Below are 23,914 nucleotides of genomic sequence, written 5' to 3'. Positions count from 1 at the left end.
CAGACACATGATCGCGTCAGGCGCTTCGCGATTTTTCACTCGAACGTGTGTTTGGCGCAACCTTTCGAAAGCAACTACCGTTGTCCAGCAGGGAGACCATCGAGAGGGGCCGACGTGACCACGACCGCAGACAGTGCCACCATCACTGCCCAGGACCGTACCCAGGGCCGACTCGAGCCGGTGCATGCGATGAACGAAGCCGCGAATCCCGAGGGGCACAAGCGCTCCCTGCCGGGCCGACCGCCAGGCATCCGGGCCGACAGCTCGGGACTCACGGACAGGCAGCGCCGGGTGATCGAGGTCATCAGGGACTCCGTCCAGCGGCGCGGCTACCCGCCGTCCATGCGGGAGATCGGCCAGGCGGTGGGCCTGTCCAGCACCTCGTCCGTCGCACACCAGCTCATGGCACTGGAGCGCAAGGGCTTCCTGCGCCGCGACCCGCACCGCCCGCGCGCGTACGAGGTGCGCGGCTCGGACCAGGGCGCCTCGGTGCAGCCCACGGACACCGCGGGCAAGCCCGCCGCGTCGTACGTCCCGCTGGTGGGACGGATCGCCGCCGGTGGCCCGATCCTCGCCGAGGAGTCCGTCGAGGACGTCTTCCCTCTCCCCCGGCAGCTCGTCGGTGACGGTGAGCTCTTCGTGCTGAAGGTCGTCGGCGACTCGATGATCGAGGCCGCGATCTGCGACGGCGACTGGGTCACCGTCCGCCGCCAGCCCGTCGCCGAGAACGGCGACATCGTGGCCGCGATGCTCGACGGCGAGGCCACCGTGAAGCGCTTCAAGCGCGAGGACGGCCATGTCTGGCTGCTCCCCCACAACTCCGCGTACGAGCCGATCCCGGGCGACGACGCGACGATCCTCGGCAAGGTGGTCGCGGTTCTGCGGCGCGTCTGAGCACCGCGGAAGGCCTCGCCGATCAAGACCGGGCCCCGGAACCCCTGCGCCGGTTCCGGGGCCCTGCGCTGTCCGGCGCCGTGACGGGCCGCCGCGCATCTCCTGTGGGCCTGACCCGACACGGGTCAGGCCCACAGGCGTTCACCCGCGCTACGCCTGGGCCTTCTCGGCTTCGGCGGCAAGCTCCGCCTGGGCCTTCTCCGCTTCCTCGGCGACCTCAGCCGCTTCCGTGACCTTCGCCGCGGCATCGATCGCAGCCAGCGACTTCCGCACCTGGTTACGGTCCGTGGTGTACCAGAAGTCAGGCAGTGACGCCTTCAGATAGCTGCCGTAGCGCGCTGTCGCCAGCCGCTGATCCAGTACGGCGACCACGCCACGGTCTCCCGACGCGCGTACGAGGCGGCCGGCGCCCTGGGCCATGAGCAGGGCGGCGTGCGTGGCCGCGACGGCCATGAAGCCGTTGCCGCCCGCCTCCTCCACCGCTTTCTGGCGGGCGCTCATCAAGGGGTCGTCGGGGCGCGGGAACGGGATCTTGTCCATCACGACGAGCTGGCAACTGGGGCCGGGCACATCGACGCCCTGCCACAGTGACAGCGTGCCGAAGAGACAGGTCTTGGGGTCGGCCGCGAAGTTCTTGATCAGTTCGCCGAGGGTCTCCTCGCCCTGGAGGAGGATGGGGTACTCCGGAATTCGGGAGCGCAGTTCCTCGGCGGCGAGTTGTGCGGCCCTCATGGACGAGAAGAGCCCCAGGGTGCGGCCACCGGCCGCCTGGATGAGCTCCGTGAGCTCGTCGAGCATGTCCACCCGGTCGCCGTCCCGCGCGGGGCGCGAGAGATGCTTGGCGACGTAGAGGATGCCCTGCCTGGGGTAGTCGAACGGCGAACCGACGTCGAGGCCCTTCCACTTCGGCAGGTCCTCGCCCTCGGTCCCTTCCGGAGCGAGCCCCAGGGACGCCCCTACGCCGTTGAAGTCGCCACCCAGCTTCAGGGTCGCCGACGTCAGGACCACGGAGCGGTCCGCGAACAGCTTCTCCCTCAGCAGGCCTGACACCGACATGGGGGCCACCCGCAGGGAGGCTCCGAAGCGGTCGTGGCGCTCGTACCAGACGACGTCCCACTCCGAACCGTTGGTGATCCGCTCCGCCACGTCGTGCACCGACTCCACGGAGGCCAGCGCCTGCTTGCGGACCGCGTCCTCGTCCTGGACCGACTTGTCGCGTGTCGCGCCGATCGCGGAGATGACTGTACGGGCGGCGTCCCGCAGGGCCATGAGGGCATAGCCGAGGTCCTCCGGGATCTCCTCCAGCCGGCCGGGCAGCGCGAGCTCCATCAGCCGCTCGAAGCCCTCGGCAGCGGTCTGGAGCTGGTCGGCCGCCTTTTCGTTGACCAGCTTGGCGGCGCGGCGCACCGCACGGTTGACCTGGCCCGGGGTGAGCTCGCCGGTGGCGACACCGGTGACCCGGGAGACCAGCTCGTGCGCCTCGTCGACGATCAGCACCTCGTGCTGGGGCAGGACGGGGGCGCCTTCGATGGCGTCGATCGCGAGCAGCGCGTGGTTGGTGACGACGACCTCGGCGAGCTTGGCGCGCTCGCGGGCCATCTCGGCGAAGCACTCGGCGCCGTAGGCGCACTTGGTCGCTCCCAGGCACTCGCGGGAGGACACGGAGATCTGCGCCCAGGCGCGGTCCGAGACACCCGGCGTGAGGTCGTCGCGGTCACCGGTCTCGGTGTCCTGCGACCAGTCCCGAAGCCGAATCAGGTCCTGGCCCAGCTTGCTGGTGGGCGCGGCGGCCTCGAACTGGTCGAAGAGGCCCTCCTCCTCGTCCTGCGGAACGCCTTCGTGGAGGCGGTGCAGACACAGATAGTTCGACCGGCCCTTGAGCATCGCGAACTCCGGGCGACGACGCAGCAGCGGGTGCAGCGCGTCGACGGTGCGCGGCAGGTCGCGCTCGACGAGCTGTCTCTGCAGGGCCAGGGTGGCCGTCGCGACGACGACCCGCTCCCCGTGTGCGAGCGCGGGCACGAGGTAGCCGAGCGACTTTCCGGTACCGGTGCCGGCCTGCACCAGCAGGTGGGAACCGTCGTCGATCGCATCCGCGACGGATTCGGCCATGGTCACCTGGCCGGGGCGCTCCGTACCGCCGACGGCAGTGACGGCAGCATGCAGGAGTTCGGGGAGTGAGGGCTTCGTCATAGCGCGACCACCCTACGGCTCAGCACTGACAAAGGGGTGATCAAAGCGGGGAGAGGGGTGCGGAGTGGGGTGTGAAGAGATGCTGGGACGAGGGGCGGGATCAGGACGGACCTCCTCGGAGAGGGGACGGCGGAGGTCGGGATCGACTCGCATCGGTTCGAATCTGCTGGCATCGGTTCGGATCGGTTCGCGCCGGCTCAGATCGAGTCGACTTTGACCGGGTCAGGTCCGCCGAGGATGGGTCGGGACCGGCTGAGGAAAAAGTTTCGCTGCGGGTGGGAACCGACTCGGCACGAGCGGTGTACCAAAAGTGATTGCACGATGACGCGTTGCTACATCAAATCGCGCAGGGACCGGTCTCGGATCATGAGGGCCGCCCGCTTGGCGGGCAGGTCCACCTCGGCAGAGAAGCGGAAGCCTGCGCCCAGAAAGGCGGTGACGGACGGAATGTTCCGAAGGTCGGGTTCCGCGACGACGCGGGCACAGGCAAGTCGCTTGTCGAGTACGAGATCGGCTACGGCTCTGAGCAGAGTGCTGCCGAGACCGCGCCCCCGGTCGGAGACCGTACCGACGAGGAGATGGATACCGGTGTCGTGCGGTCTCGCCGGATAGTGGCGGGCCAGCGGATCCAGGTCTGCGCGGTAGATCTCCCAGTAGCTCATCGGGGTGCCGTCCAGCACGCCCAGGCAGGGAACGCTGCGTCCGTCGGCGTCCAGTTGGGACCGCAGGTGCTCCTCCGTCACGTTCTGGGGCCCGGCCAGCTCCCAGAACGCGGCCACGGCTGGGTCGTTCATCCAACGGCAGACGAGGGGAAGGTCGCGCTCGACGCGTACGGGGACGAGGTGGAACACGCCCGCGGGGGTGTTGATCGCCCCCCACTCGGCGACTCCGTCCACCAGGTCGTAGCTGTTCGTGGGGGGTGATGCGGGGGGTGTGGTGCCGTTGTGTCGGCTCTGGTGCCCGTATCCGTATCCGTACCCGTACCGGTGGTCGGTTCCGGTGTCAGAGTCGGCGTCACCTGTGCCCGAGTCGGTGCCGGCATCTGCGTCCGCGTCCCCGTCTGAGCCGCCGGTCTCGATGAGCGCGATGAGTTCGTCGGGCAGACGCAGTTCCAGTGTGTCCTCGTGGTCGGTGCTCCGGTCAGCGCGCTGGTCGGTGCTGCCGTCCCCCGTGTCCCCGTGGTCGCCCCGGGCGGTGTCTTCCTCGCCCGGAGCGGGGCAGGTTCCGTCGCCGACGTCGGGCACGGGGGTGGAAACGGCGTCGGCGGTCGCGTCAGTGGGAGACACGGGGGCGCTCCTCTCAGAAGGCGGGGCGGGTCATGTTCCTCAGGAGTGAAGGGGGTTGGCGATGGTGACGTAGACGGACTGGGTGTCGACCGGGCCGACAAGTTCGTCCAGACCGTGCACACGGGTGAGCAGGTTGGCCTTGCAGCGCAGGACGGGCGAGTCGAGCAGGTGACCGGGAAGAGAGGTGCGCAGTGGGGAGGGGCCGGAGGCGGCGTCGCCGAGGAAGCGGCGGAAGGCGGCGAGCAGCAGCCGCTCGTCGGCCAGGTGCTGGGACCCGAAGGCACCGATGAGGCCGAGGACGTTGTTGATCGCGAGGTAGTAGGCGAAACGCTCGTCTGTGACCTCGTCGGAGACGAAGGTGTCGCTGTGTGTGCCGATGCCGGGCAGCCGGGCGTCGAGTTCAGCCCGGCGGGACTCACGGAAGTAGTAGCCCTGGTTGTCGCGGTAGCGGCCGCCGGCGGGCCAGCCGTCGCCGTCCAGCAGGACCAAGGTGTTCTGCTGGTGTGCCTCCAGAGCGATCCCCGCCTCACCGTCGAGCCACAGCACGGGACGGACGACGTGTTCCAGATAGCGCAGGAACCACTCGGCGGCGACCGCGCCTCGCGGACGGCCGGTGCGGGCGGCGAGGCGGGTGACGATCTCGGCCAGTCGGGATCGCCAGGCTGGCCGGTCCGTCTCCCAACGTGCCGTGTCCGAGCGGCCATTGTCCGCACGGTCCCAGTCCGGACGACCACTGCCCGGACGACCGCTGCCCGGACGACTCCTGACCGGACCGCCCTCCGTGGCGCCGGCTCGGGCGACAGGGCGTGGTGAGACGAGCCCGGCGATGCAGGTGACGTCATGGGAAGGGGTGAACGGGTTGTGCCGGATCACTACGTCGATCCCGGGGACGGGAGTGCCGTCAGGTCCGTCGACGGCGAGCCAGGCCGGGTCGCGGACGATGTCGAACGCCGGATGCGCCGCCTGCCACTCCTTGGACAGACCGCTGCGAAGGAGCCGGTGCACCTCGACACCGCGGTGGAGTTCCTTGCGGAGGTTCTCGCGGCGGGAGTTGGTGATGCGCAGGCCCAGGGAGAGCTTGAGCATGGCGGGGGTGCCGGAGCGGTGGACAGTGCGTACGGAGGAGGTGGGATGCCAGGGGGAGCCGTGGACGCCCAGGTCCTGGAGCAGTCCGTTGTCGAAGAGTGCGGCGGACTCGGGGCGGTGCCGGACCTCGCGGAGTTGCCAGGGGTGCAGTGGCAGGGCCGTGTGTCCGTCGGGCAGTGAGAGGTCGGGGTGGGCGAGTCGCTGGGTGAGTTGAGCGGCGGCGACGGGACGGCCGCGCTCGGTCCAGGCCGAGTCGGTGGCGAGGAGGGAGGGGTCGACAGCCAGCCAGTGCAGGCGGAAGGAGCCGCGCAATTCGGGTGAGTACAGGGCTGCTTCGGCTTCGGAGAGACCTTCGCGGCTCTTCGGGGCCGGGTGCAGAGGGTGGCCGAGGACGAGTGCCTGTTCGGCGCTGAGGAAGAGGTCGGGGCTGTCGTCGGGGTCCTTGCGGCGTTCGCTGACGAAGGTGGCGGTGCGGCGAACGGAGTCGGCGACGCGGGCCACGAGTTCGGCACCGCCTACGGAGGCGGGGGTCTCTGTTCCCAGCGACTCGCGGGTGAGCAGTGCGGCGACGGTGACCGCGTCGGCCGGCGGGGCCTGGTCGGGGGCGTCGGCGAGGCGAGGGTGGCCGAAGCGGTGCCATCCGGTCGGGGACCAGTAGTGGACGGGGGTGAGGAGAGACGTGCCACTGGCGGGGAGGGGGATGCGGAGGATGCCGTCGGCGGGGGCGGGCAGGTCGGTCTCGCGGACCCAGCAGCGGAGCAGATTCTCCACGGCCGCGGCTTCGGCTGCGGTGTGCGGGTCGGAGTGGTTCAGGGGGTCGGTGGTGTCACCGCGCAGAAGTTCTCGTTCCGGCGGCCCGCCCTGGGACGGGGTGTGGGCGGGACGGGAGGGGCGTTGCGGGGAGGGGAACGTGTCGGAGTTGCTGCGCGGGTGCGCGGGGGTGGAGTTGTGGGGGGTGGGGGTGGTGTTCAAGTTCGGTGTTCCTCGGGGTGGTTCTGCTTTGGGGTTGTGCCTTGGGGTTCTGGCTCAGTTGCTGCTGTCTCGCGGGGGGCGGGTCGACGTTGTTCTGTCGGGGATGGTCAGGAGGTTCCTTGCGGGACCTGCTGGAGGACTGCAGTCCTTCGGATGCGAGGGGTGGTGGTCACGGCTGCGGGGGGCCGGGGCGACATCTGGCTTCTGGCCTGGCCCCGACTCCGGTACCGGGCTCGACTGTCTCCAGAAAGGCGGCTCCAACTCAGTCGCGATCTCGGCCGCCCACCCGGACCACATCTCCGACCCCGGCCCCGGGTGTGGCAGTCACGCCGACTTCGGGAGGAGAGGTGACTCCGGTGGCAGGCGGGACTGCGGTCGGCTATCCCGCCCCCGCGCCCCGGTCCCAACCTCGGTGCTCCCGCTGCCTCCCCTCGCCGCGGCTGTGGCTGCGGGCCACCGTTGCCACAGCCGCGGCGAGGCGGTCGAGGACGGCGTTCGCCTGTTCGTCGGTGATCGTCAGGGGCGGGAGCAGGCGGACGACGCTCGCGTGACGACCGCCGAGTTCGACGATCAGGCCGCGTCGGAGGCACTCCCGTTGGACGGCGGCGGCAAGGTCCGGAGAAGCTGGGCGAGGGCTGGGGATGAATCCAGGCACCGCCGAAGCGCCAGTCCTACCCGGCCCGAGCGTGCCCGCCGCGAGATCGCCGATCTCATCGAACTCAAGGGCTGCACCTGCCTCATCAGCCCCACCAAGGCCACCAAGGCCGCCGAGCCCGCTCAGTCCACCGAGCCCACTGGCCCCGGCAGGGCCACCCGAACCAAGGAGCCCCCGGCCCTGCTCAACATGCGGCGCGTCCTCCGCACCCCCCGCCTCCACCATCTCCACCCCGATCATCAGCCCCCGCCCCCGCACCTCACCGATCACCGGGAACTCCCGTGCCAGCGCCTGGAGTTGCTCCAGCATCCGCGCCCCCAGCGTGGCCGCCCGTGCCGTGAGGTTGTTCTCGCGGACGTAGGCCATCGTGGCCGTGCCCGCGGCCATGGCGAGTTGGTTGCCGCGGAAGGTGCCGGCGTGGGCGCCGGGTTCCCAGACGTCGAGGTCGTCGCGGTACACGATGACGGCGAGCGGAAGGCTGCCGCCGATGGCCTTGGAGAGGACCATCACGTCGGGGGTGATGCCGCTGTGCTCGACGGCCCAGAAGGCGCCGGTGCGGCCGACCCCTGTCTGGACCTCGTCGGCGATGAGCGGGATCGAGCGGTCGGCGGTGATGCGGCGCATGCGACGCATCCATTCGTCCGGGGCCGGAAGGACCCCGCCCTCGCCCTGGACGGGTTCGAGGATCATCCCGGCGGGCAGCGGCACCCCGGATTTGGGGTCGTCGAGGACGGACTGCGTCCAGCGAGAGGCGAGTTCGGCGCCGCGGGGGCCACCGACGCCGAAGGGGCAGCGGTAGTCCTGTGGGTAGGGCAGCCGGACGACCCGGCCGCCGGAGGAGTCACCGGATGCTTCGAGGGAGCCGGTGGTCATGCCGTGGTAGGCGCCGGTGAAGGCGAGCAGGCCGTCGCGACCGGTGGCGGCGCGTACGAGCTTGAAGGCGGCCTCCACCGCGTCGGTGCCGGCCGGTCCGCAGAACTGGACGCGTGCGTGGTCGGCGAGTCCCTGAGGGAGGGTGCGGAACAGTTCGGTGATGAAGGCGTCCTTGACGGGGGTCGCGAGGTCGAGGACCTGGAGGGGGGCGTCCGAGTCGAGGACCTTGCGGATGGCCTCCAGGACAACGGGGTGGTTGTGTCCGAGGGCCAGGGTGCCGGCGCCCGAGAGGCAGTCGAGGTAGCGGCGGCCGTCGGCGCCCTCGATGGTCAGCCCGCGTGCGCGGACGGGGACGATCGGGAGGGCGCGGGCGTAGGTGCGCGCCGCCGACTCGCGGGCCGCCTGGCGGCGCAGGATCCCCTCGTGCGTGGAGCGGGCCGGCGACGGTTCCGCGTCGGCGGTGGGCTCCGCCGTGGCCTTTCCGGATGCGGTCTCGGTCACGGCCATGGTTCTCCCGTCGTCGCGCTGTGCAGGGGCAAGCGGTTCCCTCGCGGACTCGCCCGCCCCGACATACGGAGCCCCGTGACCCTTTGCTCGACTTCCCGGCACATCGATGCCCCGACTGTCGGGAGAACGCCGGGGTTTGGGGCGTGGGGGACCGAGCCGTCCGCCGGCAGCGACCCCCACCGCTACCAACCCCGGACTGTGCAGCGGGTTACGGGTTGTCCGAAGATCTTTGACGTGACGAAACTGTTGCGGTTCCGTCGGAAGTCCCCCATAGCGGGCGCATAGTGTGTGATGGCGTTCCAAGGCGCGGTGCCGGGAGGCGAACTCGTGGGGCGTCGGCGGGAAGTGCCCGGTTCCGGTGCCGGGTTCGTCCACACCAGGGGGAGGCAGAGGATGCGATCCGAACCGCTGTCGTTGAGGGCTCGCGACGAAGGCGGAAGGGGTGCGGGTCGCAGGACCTCCCCCGTGCTGGCCGCCTTGGCCCTGGCCTCGGTGCTCGCGCTGACCGCCACGGGCTGCGGCTCGGGTGGTCCGGACGCGAACGCGCAGGCCTCGGCCTCCGCCGCGTCCGAGGGGGACGGCAAGATCACGATCCCGGACGACATCAGGGACCGGCTCAAGGAGCACGGGATCGATGTCGACCAATGGAAGGGCGGTGCCTGGAAGGACTGGGACAGGGACGACTGGCTGCGCGAGGCCCAGGACTACATCAACCCCATCATCGAGGGCCTGTGGGACCCGGAGCGGATGCGGGAGGCAGAGGATCCCGACCGCGGTGTCCAGGAGAGCGACCTCTCGGGAGACCAGGGGGTGACCGATCCGGAGCCGGCACCGGTGGACGCGAAGGCCGTGTCGCCTACGTACCACGACAGGGTCGCCGAGGCGGGCAAGGTGTTCTTCGACTCCCCCGAAGGCACGATGGTCTGTTCGGCGACGGTCGTGGCGGACCCGGCCGCTCCCGGCAAGTCCAACTTGGTGTGGACGGCGGGGCATTGTGTGCACGCGGGCAGGAGTGGCGGCTGGTACCGCAACGTCGCGTTCGTGCCGTCGTACAACGACCAGGCTCTCAGGGCCGAAGAGTTGGCCGGTGCGACCGAGGAGGAGCTCGCTCCCTACGGCGTCTGGTGGGCCGACTGGGCGGGGACCTCGGACCAGTGGATCGCGCAGGGCGGCCCGACCGGCGGGGACGGTGCACCGTACGACTTCGCGGTCATCCATGTGACGCCGGAGGAGGGCGGTACGGGCAAGTCGTTGGAGGAGACGGTCGGTTCGGCGCTGCCGGTGGACTTCGCCGCGCCGGCGGTGCGGCAGGTGGAGAGCATCACGGCCAGTGGGTATCCGGCGGCGGCGCCGTTCGACGGGGAGACGCTGTACCAGTGCGAGGACAGGCCGGGACGGTTGTCGATCAACGCCTCGAATCCGACGATGTACCGGATCGGCTGCACGATGACCGGTGGTTCGTCCGGCGGCGGTTGGGTCGCGACCGGTGCGGACGGCGAACCGGCGCTGGTGTCCAACACCTCGATCGGCCCGGTGAACGCGGGCTGGCTGGCCGGACCCCGGCTGGGTGAGGTGGCGGAGGGCGTGTACGAGGGAGTCAGTGCGAAGTTCGCGGGACACTGACGGCTTCCGTTTCGCCGTCATAACCCGGCCGAGTGCCCCGTCCGCCGTCAGTACCCAGCCGAGCACCCCGTCCGCCGCCAGCACCCGGCCGAACGCCCCATCCACCATCAGCACCCAGCCGACCGCCCCGTCCGCCGCCAGCACCCGGCGAGCACCCCGTCCGCCATCAGCGCCCAGCGAGCACCCCGTCCGCCGCCAGCACCCGACCGACAGCCCCATCCGCCGCCAGCACCCAGCCGAGCACCCCGTCCGCCGCCAGCACCCGGCCGAACGCCCCATCCACCATCAGCACCCAGCCAAGTGCTCCGTCCGCCATCAGCGCCCAGCGAGCACCCCGTCCGCCGTCAGCACGCCGCCGAGCGCGCACGCCGGTGACCGGACTGAACACGCCGAAGGCCCGCCCCCTGTAGCAAGGGGCGGGCCTTCCAGCAGTGCTACGGGACTCAGGCCACAACCGGTGCCGGCACGTACGGGGCGAGTTCCGCGGCCAGTTCCTCGTGGACCCGCACCTTGAGCAGGGTGCCCTCCGCCGTGTGCTCCTCGGAGATCACCTCGCCCTCGTCGTGGGCGCGGGCGACGAGCTTGCCGTGGGTGTACGGCACGAGCGCCTCGATCTCGACGGACGGCCTGGGCAGTTCGTTGTCGATCAGGGCGAGCAGCTCGGTGATGCCCTGGCCGGTACGGGCCGAGACCGCGATGGAGCGCTTCTCCATCCGCATCAGCCGCTGGAGGGTCAGCGGGTCCGCCGCGTCGGCCTTGTTGATCACGACGATCTCGGGCACGCCGGTGGCACCGACGTCCCTGATCACCTCGCGTACCGCGGCGAGCTGCTCCTCCGGGGCCGGGTGCGAGCCGTCCACCACGTGCAGGATCAGGTCGGACTCGCCGACCTCCTCCATGGTGGAGCGGAACGCCTCGACCAGGTGGTGCGGCAGGTGCCGTACAAAACCGACGGTGTCGGCGAGGGTGTACAGCCGGCCGCTCGGGGTCTCCGCCCGGCGGACGGTGGGGTCCAGGGTCGCGAACAGGGCGTTCTCGACCAGGACGCCGGCGCCCGTGAGGCGGTTGAGCAGGGACGACTTGCCGGCGTTGGTGTACCCCGCGATGGCTACCGAGGGCACCTTGTGGCGCTTGCGTTCCTGGCGCTTGATCTCGCGGCCGGTCTTCATGTCCGCGATCTCCCGGCGCATCTTCGCCATCTTCTCGCGGATCCGGCGCCGGTCCGTCTCGATCTTGGTCTCACCGGGACCACGGGTGGCGAGACCGCCGCCCTTGCCGCCGCCCATCTGACGGGACAGCGACTGACCCCAGCCTCGCAGTCGCGGCAGCATGTACTGCATCTGCGCGAGCGCGACCTGCGCCTTGCCCTCTCGGGACTTGGCGTGCTGGGCGAAGATGTCGAGGATCAGGGCCGTACGGTCGATGACCTTGACCTTGACGACGTCCTCGAGGGCGATGAGCTGGCCGGGGCTGAGCTCGCCGTCGCAGATGACGGTGTCCGCGCCGGACTCGACGACGATGTCGCGCAGCTCCAGGGCCTTGCCGGAACCGATGAAGGTGGCCGCGTCGGGCTTGTCGCGGCGCTGGATGACGCCGTCGAGCACGAGTGCGCCCGCGGTCTCCGCGAGGGCGGCGAGCTCCGCGAGGGAGTTGTCGGCGTCCTGCACGGTCCCCGTGGTCCAGACGCCGACGAGGACGACCCGCTCCAGACGGAGCTGGCGGTACTCGACCTCGGTGACGTCCTCGAGTTCGGTGGAGAGGCCGGCGACACGGCGAAGGGCCGCGCGCTCGGAGCGGTCGAACTGGTCGCCGTCCCGCTCTCCGTCGATCTCGTGGCTCCAGGCGACGTCCTCTTCCATCAGGGCATCGGCCCGAAGACCTTCGGCGTATGTGTGCGCGAGGCGCTGCGTGTCCTGGGAAGGGGATGAAGAGGAGGTCATTGGATCCTTACGTCGATGGGGATACCGATTCGGCGGTCAAATATGACAACGCACGAGCGTCCCGGGAGATTCCCGCGCCCGCGCCCCGTGCCGCGCCGACCTGAAGATGGTCGCACGGCACGGGGCGTCTCGTCATCGCCTTATTTCACCGGTGCCGCGGCGGGTGCCACGGCCTTCCAGTCCGGGTGGCCGGGCATGGGCGGGGTCTTCTCGCCGTAGAGCCAGCCCTGGAGGAAACCGCCGAGGTCGCGTCCGGAGATCTCGGAGGCGAGGTGCACGAAGTCGGCGGTCGACGCCGTGCCGTCGCGGTGTTCCTGCACCCAGGATCGTTCCAGGCTCTCGAAGGCACTGCGGCCGATCTCCTGGCGCAGGGCGTAGAGGACGAGGGCGGCGCCGTCGTAGACGTTCGGCCGGAAGATGCTGATCTTCTGGCCGGGCTTGGGGGGCTTGGGCGCGGCGGGCGGGCCGCCGGCGGCGCGCCAGCGGTCGGAGGCGCCGTAGGCGGCCTTCATGCGGGCGTCGAGGGTGCGGCCCGCCTTCTCCTCGGCGTACAGGGCCTCGTACCAGGTGGCGTGTCCCTCGTTGAGCCACAGGTCGGACCAGGCGCGGGGGCTGACGCTGTCGCCGAACCACTGGTGGGCGAGCTCATGGACCATGATCGACTCGACGTACCACTTGGGGTAGGCGGGCTCGGTGAACAGGTCCTTCTCGAAGAGGGAGAGGGTCTGGGTCTCCAGCTCGAAGCCGGTGTCGGCGGCGGCCATGAGGATGCCGTACGTCTCGAAGGGGTACGGCCCCACCCTGTGCTCCATCCACGCGAGCTGGGCCGGGGTCTTCTTGAGCCAGGGTTCGAGCTGGGCGCGGTCCTTCGCGGGCACGACGTCCCGGACGGGCAGTCCGCGCGGTCCTTCCCGGTGCAGCACGGCGGAGCGGCCGATGGACACCTGTGCGAGTTCGGTGGCCATGGGGTGCTGGGTGCGGTACGTCCAGGTGGTCGTCGGGCCGACGCGTTCCACGCCTGTGGGCAGTCCGTTGGCCACGGCCGTGTAGCCGTCGGGGGCGGTGACCCGGATGGTGAACAGCGCCTTGTCGGAGGGGTGGTCGTTGCAGGGGAACACCAGGTGGGCGGCGTCGGCCTGGTTGGCCATGGCGAGCCCGTCCACGGTGCGCACCCAGCCGCCGTCCCGGTCCGCGGCGGAGACGGGGTCGCTCGTGTGCCGGACGGTGATGCGCATCCAGCTACCGGCGGGCAGCGGTTCCTCGGGGGTGACGACGAGGTCCTCCCCCGCGCCGGTGAAGGTCGCGGGCCGTCCGTCGACCTGCACCGACCGGACCTCGCCGTGGGCGAAGTCGAGGTTGACGCGGTCGAGGTCGGCCGTCGTCCAGGCGTCGATCGTGGTGACGGCCGTGAGCGGCTTGCTGTTGTTGCCGGAATAGGCGAAGGAGAGGTCGTACGACGCCACGTCGTAACCGGGGTTGCCGAGGTGCGGGAAGAGGCGGTCCCCGACGCCGAGCGGCGTGGCGGGGGCGCTCGCGGCGAGCAGACAGACGGAGACGGCGGAGGCGAGCAGCGCGGCCGCCTTGTGCCGTCGGGCACTCCCGGTACGGCGGCCGGGGGCCTCGGGGGCTGGGCGGTCGACGTGGGCGGGGTCGGCGTGCGTGCGGGAGGTGAGCGGCATGCATCACCGCTACCAGCGCGCACGTGCCCCACGGCGACGACGCGCGACCGGCCCACTCGAACGGGGTCCTCCGGTCACGTCGAGGGGACGCGGACGGTTCTGTGACGGTGTGCACGCGCGCGTGGGGCGGTCGAGGGCGCTTCGCGCGCGGGCCGTGGGGTGTGGCCCAGAGGGTGTCCGGGCGCGGGCCTCCCTAGGTCGGACGGTGTGCCAACTGTGTCGTGCGGATGCGGCCCATGCGGTACGGGCACGATCCTGGACGCGCGCCCTCTTTGAGGCGTCGGCAGGCGTCTGGTCGGGGGCCTTGAGGCGTCGATAGTCAGGCGGCTCTGCCCAGCCTCAGCCTCTGGGCCGGCCCTTGCTGAAGCGCGGGCCAAGGACTTCCCTCACACCCCAGGCCCCTGCGCCCGGCTGACGTCATACACGCCTGCCACATTGCGCATCGCCCTCATCAGGGCCGGGAGCTGGGCCGCGTCCGGGAGTTGGACCGTATAGGTGTGGCGGACGCGCTGCTGGCTGGGGGGTTCGACGGTCGCGGAGACGATCTCGGCGCCCTCGCCGGCCATCGCCTCGGTGAGGTCGGCCAGGAGGTGCGGGCGGCCGAACGATTCGGCGAACAGCGTGACGCGGCACCCGGCGGTGTCGCCCCAGCGCACGCCGACCTCCCTGCGCCCCGTGCCCTTCATACGGGCCACCGCGGCGCACTCGACGCGGTGCACGGTGACCACTCCCCCGCGCACGGCGAAGCCGGTGATCTCGTCGGGCGGTACGGGCGTGCAGCAGCCGGCGAGCCGTACGGTCGCGTCGGGCTGGTCGACGAGGGCGACGGCGGCACCGGCCCGGTCGTCGGGGGTCTGCGGCTCGGCGCTGCTCCGACCCGCGCTGTCGGGTGTGTCGGCGGCCGACGGCTCCGCGATCGCGGGGCGGAGGGGGCGCGCGGCCTCAGGCGCAACGCCGACCGTCGCGCTCCGCTCCGGTGTCTCGTGCGCGGGGTGGGTCGCGATCCACCGTTGGATGGCGATCCGCGCGGCGGGGGTGTGGGCGTGCTCCAGCCACTCCGTGGAGGGCTCGGCGGCCGGGTCCTGGCCCATGAGGAGCTGGACGGTGTCACCGTCCTTCAGAACGGTGCTCAGGGTCGCCAGGCGGCCGTTGACACGAGCACCCAGGCACGCGTGCGCGTCCTCGCCGTACTGCGCGTACGCGGCGTCCACGCAGGTCGCCCCCTCGGGCAGGCCCAGGGTGCCGCCGTCCGGCCGGAACACGGTGATCTCGCGGTCCTGGGCGAGGTCCTCGCGCAGGGTGGACCAGAAGGTGTCCGCGTCGGGCGCGGCGGCCTGCCAGTCGAGGAGCCGGGAGAGCCAGCCGGGCCGGGTCGGGTCCACCCGCTCGCCGTCGGCCGAACTGGGCTCCTCCGCGGGACCCACGTACGGGTTGCCGAGCGCCACCACACCGGCCTCGGCGACCTTGTGCATCTGGTGGGTGCGGATGAGGACCTCGACGACCTGGCCGTCGCCGCGGGCCACGGCGGTGTGCAGCGACTGGTACAGGTTGAACTTCGGTACGGCGATGAAGTCCTTGAACTCCGAGACGACCGGCGTCATACAGGTGTGCAGTTCACCCAGGACGCCGTAGCAGTCCGCGTCCTCGCCGACCAGGACCAGCAGCCGGCCGAAGTCCGCGCCCCGCAGCCGGCCGCGTTTGCGGGCCGTCCGGTGCACGGAGACGAAGTGCCGTGGCCGGATGACGACTTCGGCCTGGATACCGGCCTCGCGCAGCACCCCCCGCACCTCTTCGGCGATCTCGGCGAGGGGGTCGTCCGCGCGGGAGGCGTTGTCGACGATCAGCTCACGCGTGTGCTCGTACTCCTCGGGGTGGAGGATGGCGAAGACCAGGTCCTCCAGTTCGGTCTTGAGGGCCTGGACGCCGAGGCGTTCGGCGAGCGGGATGAGGACGTCGCGGGTGACCTTGGCGATGCGGGCCTGTTTCTCGGGGCGCATCACGCCGAGGGTGCGCATGTTGTGCAGCCGGTCGGCGAGTTTGATCGACATCACGCGGACGTCGTTGCCGGTGGCGACGAGCATCTTGCGGAAGGTCTCGGGCTCGGCGGCGGCGCCGTAGTCGACTTTCTCCAGCTTGGTGACGCCGTCGACGAGGAAGCGGACCTCCGCGCCGAACTCCTCCCCGACCTGATCGAGCGTCACCTCGGTGTCCTCGACGGTGTCGTGGAGCAGGGAGGCCGTGAGGGTGGTGGTCTCGGCGCCGAGTTCGGCGAGGATCAGGGTCACGGCGAGCGGGTGGGTGATGTACGGCTCACCGCTCTTGCGCATCTGGCCGCGGTGCGAGGACTCGGCCAGCACCCAGGCGCGGCGCAAGGGTTCGAGGTCGGCGTCGGGGTGGTGGGCGCGGTGGGCCTCGGCGACGTGACTGATCGCGTCGGGCAGCCGGTCGCGGGCGGCGGGGCCGAGCAGCGCGGCACGGCCCAGGCGGCGCAGGTCGATGCGCGCCCGCCAGCGGGCGGCCGGGCCTGTTACCGGACCTGGGGTCGCGGGGTTCGTCGCCTCCGCACTCATGGGCACCTCCGGCTGCGTGGACCGGCGGACGGGGTGCCCCATGGCGGACACGGCTCAGGGGATGGCATCTGTCCCCCGTCCGGGCCGGTGCTTGATGCTACCGAGCCCATCACGCCCGGCTGACCGCCTCTCGGCGAGCGTGAAACGGATCACCCATTCGAGCGAAGGTTTGTAGGTTTACGATTTCGCGCCACCTGTCCTGCGACGGACTGCGGTTCTGAATCGCACAAAGGGTCGGAGGCTGCGGTTCGATGCCTCCGGGGCCCTGATCATTGCGATTCATATGGTCAACGACCCGCGTTTTCAAGCCAGTCGGCGTCGATCTCGCCCTCGGCGACGATCACCGCGGGGCCGGTCATCTCGATCTCGCCGTCGGTCCGCTCGGTGATCACCAGGGTGCCGCCGGGCACGTCGACGGTGTACGTCGCCGGGGTGCCGGTGGCCGCCGGGTCGGTGCCGTCCCTGCGGGCCGCGGCGACGGCGACAGCACACGCGCCCGTGCCGCAGGACCGGGTCTCGCCCGCCCCGCGCTCGTGCACGCGCATGGCGACGTGGTGGGGGCCGCGGTCGACCACGAACTCGACGTTGACCCCGCTCGGGTAGGCGGAGGCCGGGCTGAAGGGCGGCGGGGAGTACAGGTCGCCGGCGTGGGCGAGGTCGTCCACGAAGGCCACGGCGTGCGGGTTGCCCATGTTCACGTTCCGTGCGGGCCAGCTCCGGTCGCCGACGCTCACCGTGACGTCTCCCTCGGGGAGCAGCGCCCTGCCCATGCCGACGGTGACGTCGCCGTTCTTCGCGATGTGCACGGTCTTCACTCCCCCGCGCGTTGCCACGGCGAGGTCGCCCTCGGTGGCGTGGCCGGCGCGCTGGAGGTAGCGGGCGAAGACGCGTACGCCGTTGCCGCACATCTCCGCGATCGAGCCGTCGCCGTTGCGGTAGTCCATGAACCACTCCGCCTCGCCGGCCATGTGCGTGGCCTCGGGGTGCGCGGCGGACCGTACGACGTGGAGCAGGCCGTCACCGCCGATGCCGGCCCGGCGGTCGCACAGGGCGGCGACGGTGGCGGGGGGCAGGTCGAGGGCGTTCTCGGGGTCCGGGACGATCACGAAGTCGTTCTCGGTGCCGTGGCCCTTGAGGAAGGCGATCCGGGTGCGCATTCTTCGATCGTAAGGGAGCGCGGCTTTTCGACCACGGGGTGGTGGGGCTGCGGACGCGGCGCCGGTGCGATAGCGGATCACGCGTCCGACAGTCCCCGCATGCCCACGTCCGGCGGCCCCACCGCAGACAGACTCGCCTCCGCCAGGTATACGTCCGCCCAGCCCACGTCCGGCACACCCGCGGGGTCCGACAGAGCCACCGGAGTCAGACCCGCCTCCGCCAGGCACACAGCCGCCCAGTCCACGTCCGTCAGACCTACGCCGTACGCCAGACTCGCGCCGTCCGGCCCCACCGCGGTCAGACCCACGTCCGCCAGGTACACGTTCGCCAAGCCCACGCCCGTCAGACCTACGCCGTCCGGCAGACTCGCGCCGTATGGCAGGCCCACCGCAGACAGACCCGCCTCCGCCAGGTATACGTCCGCCCAGCCCACGTCCGACACACCCGCGACGTCCAACAGAGCCACCGGCGTCAGACCCCACGTCCGCCCAGCCCACACCCGTCAGACCCACGCCGTACGACAGACCCGAGCCGTCCGACAGACTCACCACCGTCAGACCCGTGCCCGTAAGACCCGCCGCGTCCACTGGACCCCCGTTTCACCGCGCCCCGTGCGCCAGGCTCGGGTCAGCGCAGTCTTGCCACCCGCCACACGGCGAGTACGACCACCACGGCCACCAGCAGCACGTAGCCGGTCACGACCCGCCAGTCCGCGCGGCGGCCGGATCCGCGCTGGGGGAGCCCCGGCCACGTGTAACCAACGCGGCGCGCGGCCATCATGCCCCAGCCGGCCGCGCAGAAGCAGATGAGCAGGCCCAGCATCGCGATCACCGCTCCGCTGTCGCCGAAGTCGAAGGCCAGGGGGAAGGCGAACATCAGGGAGCCGACCGCGGCCAGCGAGACGATGGGAGCGAGCTGCCAGATCCGCAGGCGCCGCTGGGGGCGCAGCTCGACCTCGACCTCCTCGCCGCCCGGGAACATCTCCCCGGGCTCGGGGCCGTCGTCGGTCACACCGCCCTGGGTGTCGTCGGGCCCGTCGGGGCTCAGACGCTCCGCGTCCTGCTCCGGTTCACCGCTCTCGGCGGTGAGGGGCTCGGTGCCTTGTGCGGTGTCGCGAGGGCCGGCCTCCATCGCCACGCGCCCTCCCAACTCGGACTCCACTTGGTCGATCGAAGCTCGATGATGGCACGGCGCCGGAGGCCGGGATGACGGCCGGAGCGTCCCGATGCCAGGACGTGATCAGGCTGTAACCGGTCGTTCGAGCAACGCCAGTGCGAGCTGCGGAAGTTCCGTGAGGTGTTCCGCGGCCCCACTCAACCAGTGCACCCGCGGGTCGCGCCTGAACCATGAATCCTGACGGCGCGCGAAGCGTTTCGTGGCACGGACCGTCTCGGTCCGCGCGTCCTCCATCGTGCACTCCCCCGAGAGCGCCGCGAGCACCTGCTGGTATCCCAGCGCGCGGGACGCCGTGCGCCCCTCACGCAACCCTCGCGCCTCCAGCTCCCGGACCTCGTCCACGAGGCCCGCCTCCCACATCCGGTCGACCCGGCGCGCGATGCGCTCGTCGAGCTCGGGCCGGGCGACGTCGACGCCGATCTGGACGGTGTCGTAGACCGAGTCGTGGCCGGGGAGGTTGGCGGTGAAGGGTTTGCCGGTGATCTCGATCACTTCGAGGGCCCGGACGATACGGCGGCCGTTGCTGGGCAGGATCGCCTGCGCCGCCCCGGGGTCGGCGGCGGCGAGGCGGGCGTGCAGCGCGCCGGAGCCGCGCAGCACGAGTTCCTCCTCCAGCCGGGCCCTGACCTCGGGGTCGGTGCCGGGGAACTCCAGGTTGTCGACGGCCCCGCGGACGTACAGTCCGGAACCGCCGACGAGGATCGGCCAGCGGCCCTCGGCGAGCAGTGCGTCGATCCGGGCGCGGGCCAGCCGCTGGTACTCGGCGACGGACGCGGTGACGGTCACGTCCCAGATGTCCAGCAGATGGTGCGGGATGCCCCCGCGTTCCTCGGGCGTCAGCTTGGCGGTGCCGATGTCCATCCCTCGGTAGAGCTGCATGGAGTCGGCGTTGACGACCTCGCCTCCCAGTCGCTGGGCGAGGAAGACGCCCAGATCGGACTTTCCGGCCGCAGTGGGTCCGACGACGGCGATGACGCGGGGGGCGGGGGGTGCGCTGCTCACCGCCCCAGTCTCGCAAACCTCGGAGCACCACCTCGAACGAGTTACGTGACGGCGCGCATCCGGCGTCGTTGCCAGTTGCGTGGTGTCCGCCGCCCTGTTTCCGGAGGCGGCGATCCGGACGGCGCGAACGGGCGCTCCGGATGACGCGGGATTTCCCCCGCACGAGTAACGTATGGAGTGGATATGGGCGTTTTCGCACGACTTCTCCGCAGGTCCAAGGCCTCGGAGGAGGCGTCAACCGCCGAGCAGCAGGCCGACGTTCCGACGGCCGAGCCCGCGGCGGAGGAGGCGGCAGAAGCGAAGGGATCGACCGGCGCCGAGGCCGGTCCTTCGGCCGAGGCCGGTGCTGCGACCGAGGCCGGGGGCGAGCCCCGGGCCGAGGTCACCGGGACCGCGGAGGCCGAGGGCACGGACGGGTCGACGGCACAGGCCGGCGAGGACGCCGCCGCCGAGGGCGTCGAGATCCCCAAGCAGCAGTCCGCCGACGAGGCGGCCGATCACGAGGCCGGTGACGGCGCCCGCACGTAACTGTCCCGCGTGGGAAGGTGAACGATGGGTCTCCTGGACAATTTGAAGGCCAAGCTCAACCCGGCCAAGGACAAGGTCTCCGACCTCGCGCAGCAGCACGGGGGCAAGATCCAGCACGGTCTCGACAAGGCCGCGAAGGTCGTGGACGAGAAGACCAAGGGCAAGTACAGCGACAGGATCCAGACCGGCACGGGCAAGGCCAAGGACGCCATGGACCGCCTCGCGCACCACGACGGCACACCGGGACCGGCGGACGGCAGCACGCCGCCGGCCTCACCGCCGCCGACCTCGCCGCCGGCTTCCTGAGCGGAACTAGAGCACGGCGCATCGGCGGACGGCCGCGGGGCGACACGCTCCCGGCCGTCCGCCGTTTCACGGGCCCCCACGGCCCTCAGGACCAGGTCGCCACCACGTACCCCACGCCGTACGGCGCGTCCTCGTACAGGAGGGAGCCGCCGAGGTCCGCGTCCTCCGCCGCGCCCGCGAGGACCTGCCAGCAGGCCCGGCCGGAGGCCTTCAGCGCGTACGCCAGGTCGGTGTCCAGCGCGCGCAGGGCCGCCACGTCGGCCGCGCCCAGCGCACGCGCCACCTCCGCGTCGAAGGGGGCCGCGCGCTCGTCGAGGTAGCCCGGCGCCTTGAGCGTGCGGCAGGTGCTGGCGTCGCCCATCACCAGCAGTGCCACCCGCTCGGCCCGGCCGGCGATGTCCCTCCCGGTCTGGATACACCGCTCGGGCTCCAGGGGTTCCCCCACTCCGAGTCCCTCGATCGGGGCGTCCGCCCAGCCCGTGCGCTCCAGCAGCCAGGCGGCGACGGCGAGGGAGGGCGGGAGTTCGCGCTCGGACTCCGCGTCCCGGCCCAGACGTACGTCGAGATCCACACCGAAACCGCGGAACGACCCGCGGCTGCCCTCCGGGAACACTCCTCGCCCGCTGAGCTCCGCGGGCCCGACGACCACGAGGAGGTCGGGCCGTGAGGCGGCGAGCACAGCCAGCGCGTCCGTGCACGCTGTCCGCGCGGAGTCCAGCTCGGGCGCGGCGCCCGCGGCGATGTCGGGCACGAGGAGGGGCGGACACGGGCAGACAGCGGCGGCGACGAGCATGATCGGGAGCCTACCGCCAAGGGCGCTTCTGTTCGGCGGTCGTGCTCCACACCAGTTCGGCCAGCCGGTACGTGGCGAGGTACGTGCTCACCACGCCCTTGATCCGGGCGTAGTAGGCGTCCCCGTCACCGATCCGATAGACCTCGCGGCCCTGCTGACGCAGCCTCTTGCGCGGCGAGTGGGTGCAGGCGATCTCGTAGAGACGGGCCCGGGCCCGGTCTCCGGTGTCCTCGAAGCGCGTCACCTCCTCGCAGGTGGAGTTGTCGACGCCGTCGTCGCCGTACTGGACGACCACCACCCATTGCGCCATGCCCGCCCCCTCGTCGATGTGCGCTCAGTGCGCCGTGCAGCCGCCCGTCGCCGCCGGCAGCGGCTGGGGGACCCCGATCTTCGGGAGGCCGAGCAGGACACCGGCCGGCTTGGCGGCCTCGGCCGCGTTCCGCTTCTCCCAGGCGTCACCCGCGCGCGTGCGGCGCACGTCGAGGACGGCGCCTTCGGCGAGGAGGTGGTGGGGAGCGGCGTAGGTGATCTCGACCGTGACCACGTCGCCGGGGCGGACGTCCTGGTCGGGCTTCGTGAAGTGGACCAGGCGGTTGTCGGGGGCGCGGCCGGAGAGGCGGTGGGTGGCGCCGTCCTTGCGGCCCTCGCCCTCGGCGACCATCAGCTCCAGGGTGCGGCCGACCTGCTTCTTGTTCTCCTCCCAGGAGATCTCCTCCTGGAGGGCGACGAGGCGCTCGTAGCGCGACTGCACGACCTCCTTGGGGATCTGTTCCTCCATGGTCGCCGCGGGGGTGCCGGGGCGCTTGGAGTACTGGAAGGTGAAGGCGTTCGTGAAGCGGGCCTCGCGGACCACGTGCATGGTCTGCTCGAAGTCCTCCTCGGTCTCGCCGGGGAAGCCCACGATGATGTCGGTCGAGATCGCGGCGTCCGGCATGGCGGCGCGGACCTTCTCGATGATCCCGAGGTAGCGGTCCTGGCGGTAGGAGCGGCGCATCGCCTTGAGGACGGTGTCCGAGCCGGACTGCAGGGGCATGTGGAGCTGCGGCATGACGTTCGGCGTCTCGGCCATGGCCGCGATCACGTCGTCGGTGAAGTCGCGGGGGTGCGGGGAGGTGAAGCGGACGCGCTCCAGGCCCTCGATCGAGCCGCACGCGCGCAGGAGCTTGCTGAACGCCTCGCGGTCGCCGATGTCGGAGCCGTACGCGTTGACGTTCTGGCCGAGCAGCGTGATCTCGGAGACGCCCTCGCCGACCAGCGCCTCGATCTCGGCGAGGATGTCGCCGGTGCGGCGGTCCTTCTCCTTGCCGCGCAGCGCCGGGACGATGCAGAAGGTGCAGGTGTTGTTGCAGCCGACGGAGATCGACACCCAGGCCGCGTAGGCGCTCTCGCGCCGGGTCGGCAGCGTGGACGGGAACGCCTCCAGCGACTCGGCGATCTCGACCTGCGCCTCCTCCTGCACGCGCGCGCGTTCCAGCAGGACCGGCAGCTTGCCGATGTTGTGGGTGCCGAAGACGACGTCCACCCAGGGCGCCTTCTGCACGATGGTGTCGCGGTCCTTCTGAGCGAGGCAGCCGCCGACGGCGATCTGCATGCCGGGCCGCGAGGCCTTGCGCGGCGCGAGGCGGCCGAGGTTGCCGTAGAGGCGGTTGTCGGCGTTCTCCCGGACCGCGCAGGTGTTGAAGACGACGACGTCCGCGTCCCCGTCGGAGCCCTCGGGGGCGGGCACGTATCCCGCCTCCTCCAGCAGGCCGGACAATCGCTCGGAGTCGTGGACGTTCATCTGGCACCCGTAGGTGCGCACTTCGTACGTTTTCGGAGATGAAACGTCCACTGCCGGGCTCCGGTCGCTGCTGATGGTCATGGGTCAAGGGTAGGCGCTCGCGGAAGCCGCGAGACCCGGCCGCCGGCCCGGACGCGCTCAGGTGGGCATGCCCCGCTCGGCCAGGCCGCTCTCGTAGGCGATGATCACCAACTGCGCGCGGTCCCGGGCGTGCAGCTTGGCCAGCAGGCTTCCGACGTGGGTCTTGACCGTGGGCATGCTGATGACGAGGCGCTCGGAGATCTCCTGGTTGGACAGCCCGTTGGCGATCAGGACGAGGACTTCCTGTTCCCGGTTGGTCAGGCCGATGAGCCGTGGGGCGGGGCGGGCCGTCTCGCCGCGCCGGGAGAAGTCGGCGATGACGCGCCGGGTGACGCTCGGGGCCAGCACGCCCTCGCCCGTGGCGATGACCCGGATGCCGTTGACCAGGTCGGACGGTGAGGCGTCCTTGAGCATGAAGCCGCTGGCGCCCGCCTGGAGCGCCGGGTAGACGTACTCGTCCATGTCGAACATGGTCAGGGCCAGCACCCGGACACCGGAGAGCGTCTCGTCGGAGCAGATCTCCCGGGTGGCGGCGATGCCGTCCATGACGGGCATCCGCAGGTCCATGAGGACGACGTCCGGGGTGAGGGAGCGGGTGAGGCGGACCGCCGCGGCGCCGTCCCCCGCCTCGCCGACGACCTCCATGCCGGGCGTGGAGTCGACCAGGACCCGGAAGCTCCCGCGCAGCAGCGCCTGGTCGTCCGCGATCAGGACCCGGACCGCGTCGGCCATTGCGTGATCCTCGATCCTCGTCCGCTTGCGGGGGTTGACGGTATACGCCACTTTAGCGGGGTTCCCTCACCAACTCGACT

The 23,914-nt window shown here is 71.2% G+C and carries 20 protein-coding genes; 4 read left to right on the top strand and 16 right to left on the bottom strand.

Translation table 11 applies throughout. The features are described from left to right. Nucleotides 1-114 precede the first annotated feature (114 nt). A complete protein-coding gene (gene lexA / locus ACZ66S_RS14285; protein WP_469901816.1) occupies nt 115-894 on the top strand; it encodes a transcriptional repressor LexA in 780 nt (259 codons plus the stop codon). 150 nt (nt 895-1,044) lie between these two features. Here the strand turns inward: lexA and ACZ66S_RS14280 are convergent, their stop codons facing one another. From ACZ66S_RS14280 to ACZ66S_RS14265, 4 genes are all read right to left on the bottom strand, one after another. Beyond that, nucleotides 1,045-3,087: an ATP-dependent DNA helicase gene (locus tag ACZ66S_RS14280; protein ID WP_469901815.1), complete on the bottom strand. Its 2,043-nt coding sequence runs from the start codon at nt 3,085-3,087 to the stop codon at nt 1,045-1,047. 332 nt (nt 3,088-3,419) lie between these two features. After that, nucleotides 3,420-4,373: a GNAT family N-acetyltransferase gene (locus ACZ66S_RS14275; protein WP_469901814.1), complete on the bottom strand. Its 954-nt coding sequence runs from the start codon at nt 4,371-4,373 to the stop codon at nt 3,420-3,422. A 39-nt stretch (nt 4,374-4,412) separates the two neighbouring features. Then, nucleotides 4,413-6,431 carry an IucA/IucC family protein gene (locus ACZ66S_RS14270; protein ID WP_469901813.1) on the bottom strand — a complete coding sequence of 673 codons (2,019 nt, stop codon included), beginning with the start codon at nt 6,429-6,431 and terminating at the stop codon, nt 4,413-4,415. A 379-nt stretch (nt 6,432-6,810) separates the two neighbouring features. Then, nucleotides 6,811-8,466 carry a diaminobutyrate--2-oxoglutarate transaminase family protein gene (locus ACZ66S_RS14265; protein WP_469901812.1) on the bottom strand — a complete coding sequence of 552 codons (1,656 nt, stop codon included), beginning with the start codon at nt 8,464-8,466 and terminating at the stop codon, nt 6,811-6,813. Between the two features lie 393 nt (nt 8,467-8,859). Here ACZ66S_RS14265 and ACZ66S_RS14260 point away from each other — a divergent pair, with 393 nt between their 5' ends. Then, a complete protein-coding gene (locus ACZ66S_RS14260) occupies nt 8,860-10,089 on the top strand; it encodes a trypsin-like serine peptidase (protein ID WP_469901811.1) in 1,230 nt (409 codons plus the stop codon). A gap of 166 nt (nt 10,090-10,255) precedes the next feature. Here ACZ66S_RS14260 and ACZ66S_RS14255 read toward each other — a convergent pair whose 3' ends face one another. From ACZ66S_RS14255 to miaA, 8 genes are all read right to left on the bottom strand, one after another. Further along, nucleotides 10,256-10,405: a hypothetical protein gene (locus tag ACZ66S_RS14255; protein ID WP_469901810.1), complete on the bottom strand. Its 150-nt coding sequence runs from the start codon at nt 10,403-10,405 to the stop codon at nt 10,256-10,258. Nucleotides 10,406-10,532: 127 nt separating this feature from the next. Continuing rightward, the gene (gene hflX / locus ACZ66S_RS14250) at nt 10,533-12,029 is read right to left on the bottom strand and encodes a GTPase HflX (RefSeq protein WP_469901809.1); all 1,497 of its coding nucleotides are present in this window, start codon (nt 12,027-12,029) and stop codon (nt 10,533-10,535) included. Nucleotides 12,030-12,169: 140 nt separating this feature from the next. Then, nucleotides 12,170-13,708 (bottom strand): M1 family metallopeptidase, encoded by a 1,539-nt coding sequence (locus tag ACZ66S_RS14245; RefSeq protein ID WP_469901808.1) that lies wholly within the window; start codon nt 13,706-13,708, stop codon nt 12,170-12,172. Between the two features lie 386 nt (nt 13,709-14,094). After that, the gene (locus tag ACZ66S_RS14240; RefSeq protein ID WP_469901807.1) at nt 14,095-16,278 is read right to left on the bottom strand and encodes a RelA/SpoT family protein; all 2,184 of its coding nucleotides are present in this window, start codon (nt 16,276-16,278) and stop codon (nt 14,095-14,097) included. A gap of 287 nt (nt 16,279-16,565) precedes the next feature. Then, nucleotides 16,566-17,435 carry a diaminopimelate epimerase gene (gene dapF / locus ACZ66S_RS14235; RefSeq protein ID WP_469901806.1) on the bottom strand — a complete coding sequence of 290 codons (870 nt, stop codon included), beginning with the start codon at nt 17,433-17,435 and terminating at the stop codon, nt 16,566-16,568. A 77-nt stretch (nt 17,436-17,512) separates the two neighbouring features. Then, nucleotides 17,513-17,902, bottom strand: coding sequence for a hypothetical protein (locus ACZ66S_RS14230; protein WP_469901805.1), 390 nt, complete (start codon nt 17,900-17,902; stop codon nt 17,513-17,515). 161 nt (nt 17,903-18,063) lie between these two features. Then, complete coding sequence (locus ACZ66S_RS14225) at nt 18,064-18,567, bottom strand: hypothetical protein (RefSeq protein WP_469902386.1); 504 nt, start codon at nt 18,565-18,567, stop codon at nt 18,064-18,066. A gap of 108 nt (nt 18,568-18,675) precedes the next feature. Then, nucleotides 18,676-19,614 (bottom strand): tRNA (adenosine(37)-N6)-dimethylallyltransferase MiaA, encoded by a 939-nt coding sequence (miaA, locus tag ACZ66S_RS14220; protein WP_469901804.1) that lies wholly within the window; start codon nt 19,612-19,614, stop codon nt 18,676-18,678. A 183-nt stretch (nt 19,615-19,797) separates the two neighbouring features. Here miaA and ACZ66S_RS14215 point away from each other — a divergent pair, with 183 nt between their 5' ends. Both ACZ66S_RS14215 and ACZ66S_RS14210 read left to right on the top strand, forming a co-directional pair. Continuing rightward, a complete protein-coding gene (locus ACZ66S_RS14215; RefSeq protein ID WP_469901803.1) occupies nt 19,798-20,142 on the top strand; it encodes a hypothetical protein in 345 nt (114 codons plus the stop codon). Nucleotides 20,143-20,166: 24 nt separating this feature from the next. Beyond that, entirely contained in the window at nt 20,167-20,448 is a 282-nt protein-coding gene (locus tag ACZ66S_RS14210; protein WP_469901802.1) for an antitoxin, read from the top strand. An 85-nt stretch (nt 20,449-20,533) separates the two neighbouring features. Here ACZ66S_RS14210 and ACZ66S_RS14205 read toward each other — a convergent pair whose 3' ends face one another. From ACZ66S_RS14205 to ACZ66S_RS14190, 4 genes are read right to left on the bottom strand one after another with little or no spacing between them, the layout of a single operon-like run. Beyond that, a complete protein-coding gene (locus ACZ66S_RS14205; protein WP_469901801.1) occupies nt 20,534-21,241 on the bottom strand; it encodes a class III extradiol dioxygenase subunit B-like domain-containing protein in 708 nt (235 codons plus the stop codon). Nucleotides 21,242-21,251: 10 nt separating this feature from the next. Then, nucleotides 21,252-21,551 (bottom strand): hypothetical protein, encoded by a 300-nt coding sequence (locus ACZ66S_RS14200; protein WP_469901800.1) that lies wholly within the window; start codon nt 21,549-21,551, stop codon nt 21,252-21,254. Nucleotides 21,552-21,575: 24 nt separating this feature from the next. Then, nucleotides 21,576-23,102 carry a tRNA (N6-isopentenyl adenosine(37)-C2)-methylthiotransferase MiaB gene (miaB, locus tag ACZ66S_RS14195; protein ID WP_469901799.1) on the bottom strand — a complete coding sequence of 509 codons (1,527 nt, stop codon included), beginning with the start codon at nt 23,100-23,102 and terminating at the stop codon, nt 21,576-21,578. Between the two features lie 57 nt (nt 23,103-23,159). Further along, the gene (locus ACZ66S_RS14190; RefSeq protein WP_469901798.1) at nt 23,160-23,834 is read right to left on the bottom strand and encodes a response regulator; all 675 of its coding nucleotides are present in this window, start codon (nt 23,832-23,834) and stop codon (nt 23,160-23,162) included. Nucleotides 23,835-23,914 lie beyond the last annotated feature (80 nt).

It is taken from the genome of Streptomyces sp. NPDC107471 (genome assembly GCF_055582845.1).
This window is presented reverse-complemented; position numbering and strand designations above follow the sequence as displayed.

What these genes read in the sequence shown, in the direction of transcription:
- ACZ66S_RS14280 (WP_469901815.1), bottom strand. Translation starts at nt 3,087, where the DNA reads ATGACGAAGCCCTCACTCCCCGAACTCCTGCATGCTGCCGTCACTGCC.
- ACZ66S_RS14265 (WP_469901812.1), bottom strand. Translation starts at nt 8,466, where the DNA reads ATGGCCGTGACCGAGACCGCATCCGGAAAGGCCACGGCGGAGCCCACC.
- ACZ66S_RS14260 (WP_469901811.1), top strand. Translation starts at nt 8,860, where the DNA reads ATGCGATCCGAACCGCTGTCGTTGAGGGCTCGCGACGAAGGCGGAAGG.
- ACZ66S_RS14255 (WP_469901810.1), bottom strand. Translation starts at nt 10,405, where the DNA reads ATGGCGGACGGAGCACTTGGCTGGGTGCTGATGGTGGATGGGGCGTTC.
- hflX (WP_469901809.1), bottom strand. Translation starts at nt 12,029, where the DNA reads ATGACCTCCTCTTCATCCCCTTCCCAGGACACGCAGCGCCTCGCGCAC.
- ACZ66S_RS14245 (WP_469901808.1), bottom strand. Translation starts at nt 13,708, where the DNA reads ATGCCGCTCACCTCCCGCACGCACGCCGACCCCGCCCACGTCGACCGC.
- ACZ66S_RS14240 (WP_469901807.1), bottom strand. Translation starts at nt 16,278, where the DNA reads ATGAGTGCGGAGGCGACGAACCCCGCGACCCCAGGTCCGGTAACAGGC.
- dapF (WP_469901806.1), bottom strand. Translation starts at nt 17,435, where the DNA reads ATGCGCACCCGGATCGCCTTCCTCAAGGGCCACGGCACCGAGAACGAC.
- ACZ66S_RS14225 (WP_469902386.1), bottom strand. Translation starts at nt 18,567, where the DNA reads ATGGAGGCCGGCCCTCGCGACACCGCACAAGGCACCGAGCCCCTCACC.
- ACZ66S_RS14215 (WP_469901803.1), top strand. Translation starts at nt 19,798, where the DNA reads ATGGGCGTTTTCGCACGACTTCTCCGCAGGTCCAAGGCCTCGGAGGAG.
- ACZ66S_RS14210 (WP_469901802.1), top strand. Translation starts at nt 20,167, where the DNA reads ATGGGTCTCCTGGACAATTTGAAGGCCAAGCTCAACCCGGCCAAGGAC.
- ACZ66S_RS14205 (WP_469901801.1), bottom strand. Translation starts at nt 21,241, where the DNA reads ATGCTCGTCGCCGCCGCTGTCTGCCCGTGTCCGCCCCTCCTCGTGCCC.
- ACZ66S_RS14200 (WP_469901800.1), bottom strand. Translation starts at nt 21,551, where the DNA reads ATGGCGCAATGGGTGGTGGTCGTCCAGTACGGCGACGACGGCGTCGAC.
- miaB (WP_469901799.1), bottom strand. Translation starts at nt 23,102, where the DNA reads ATGACCATCAGCAGCGACCGGAGCCCGGCAGTGGACGTTTCATCTCCG.
- ACZ66S_RS14190 (WP_469901798.1), bottom strand. Translation starts at nt 23,834, where the DNA reads ATGGCCGACGCGGTCCGGGTCCTGATCGCGGACGACCAGGCGCTGCTG.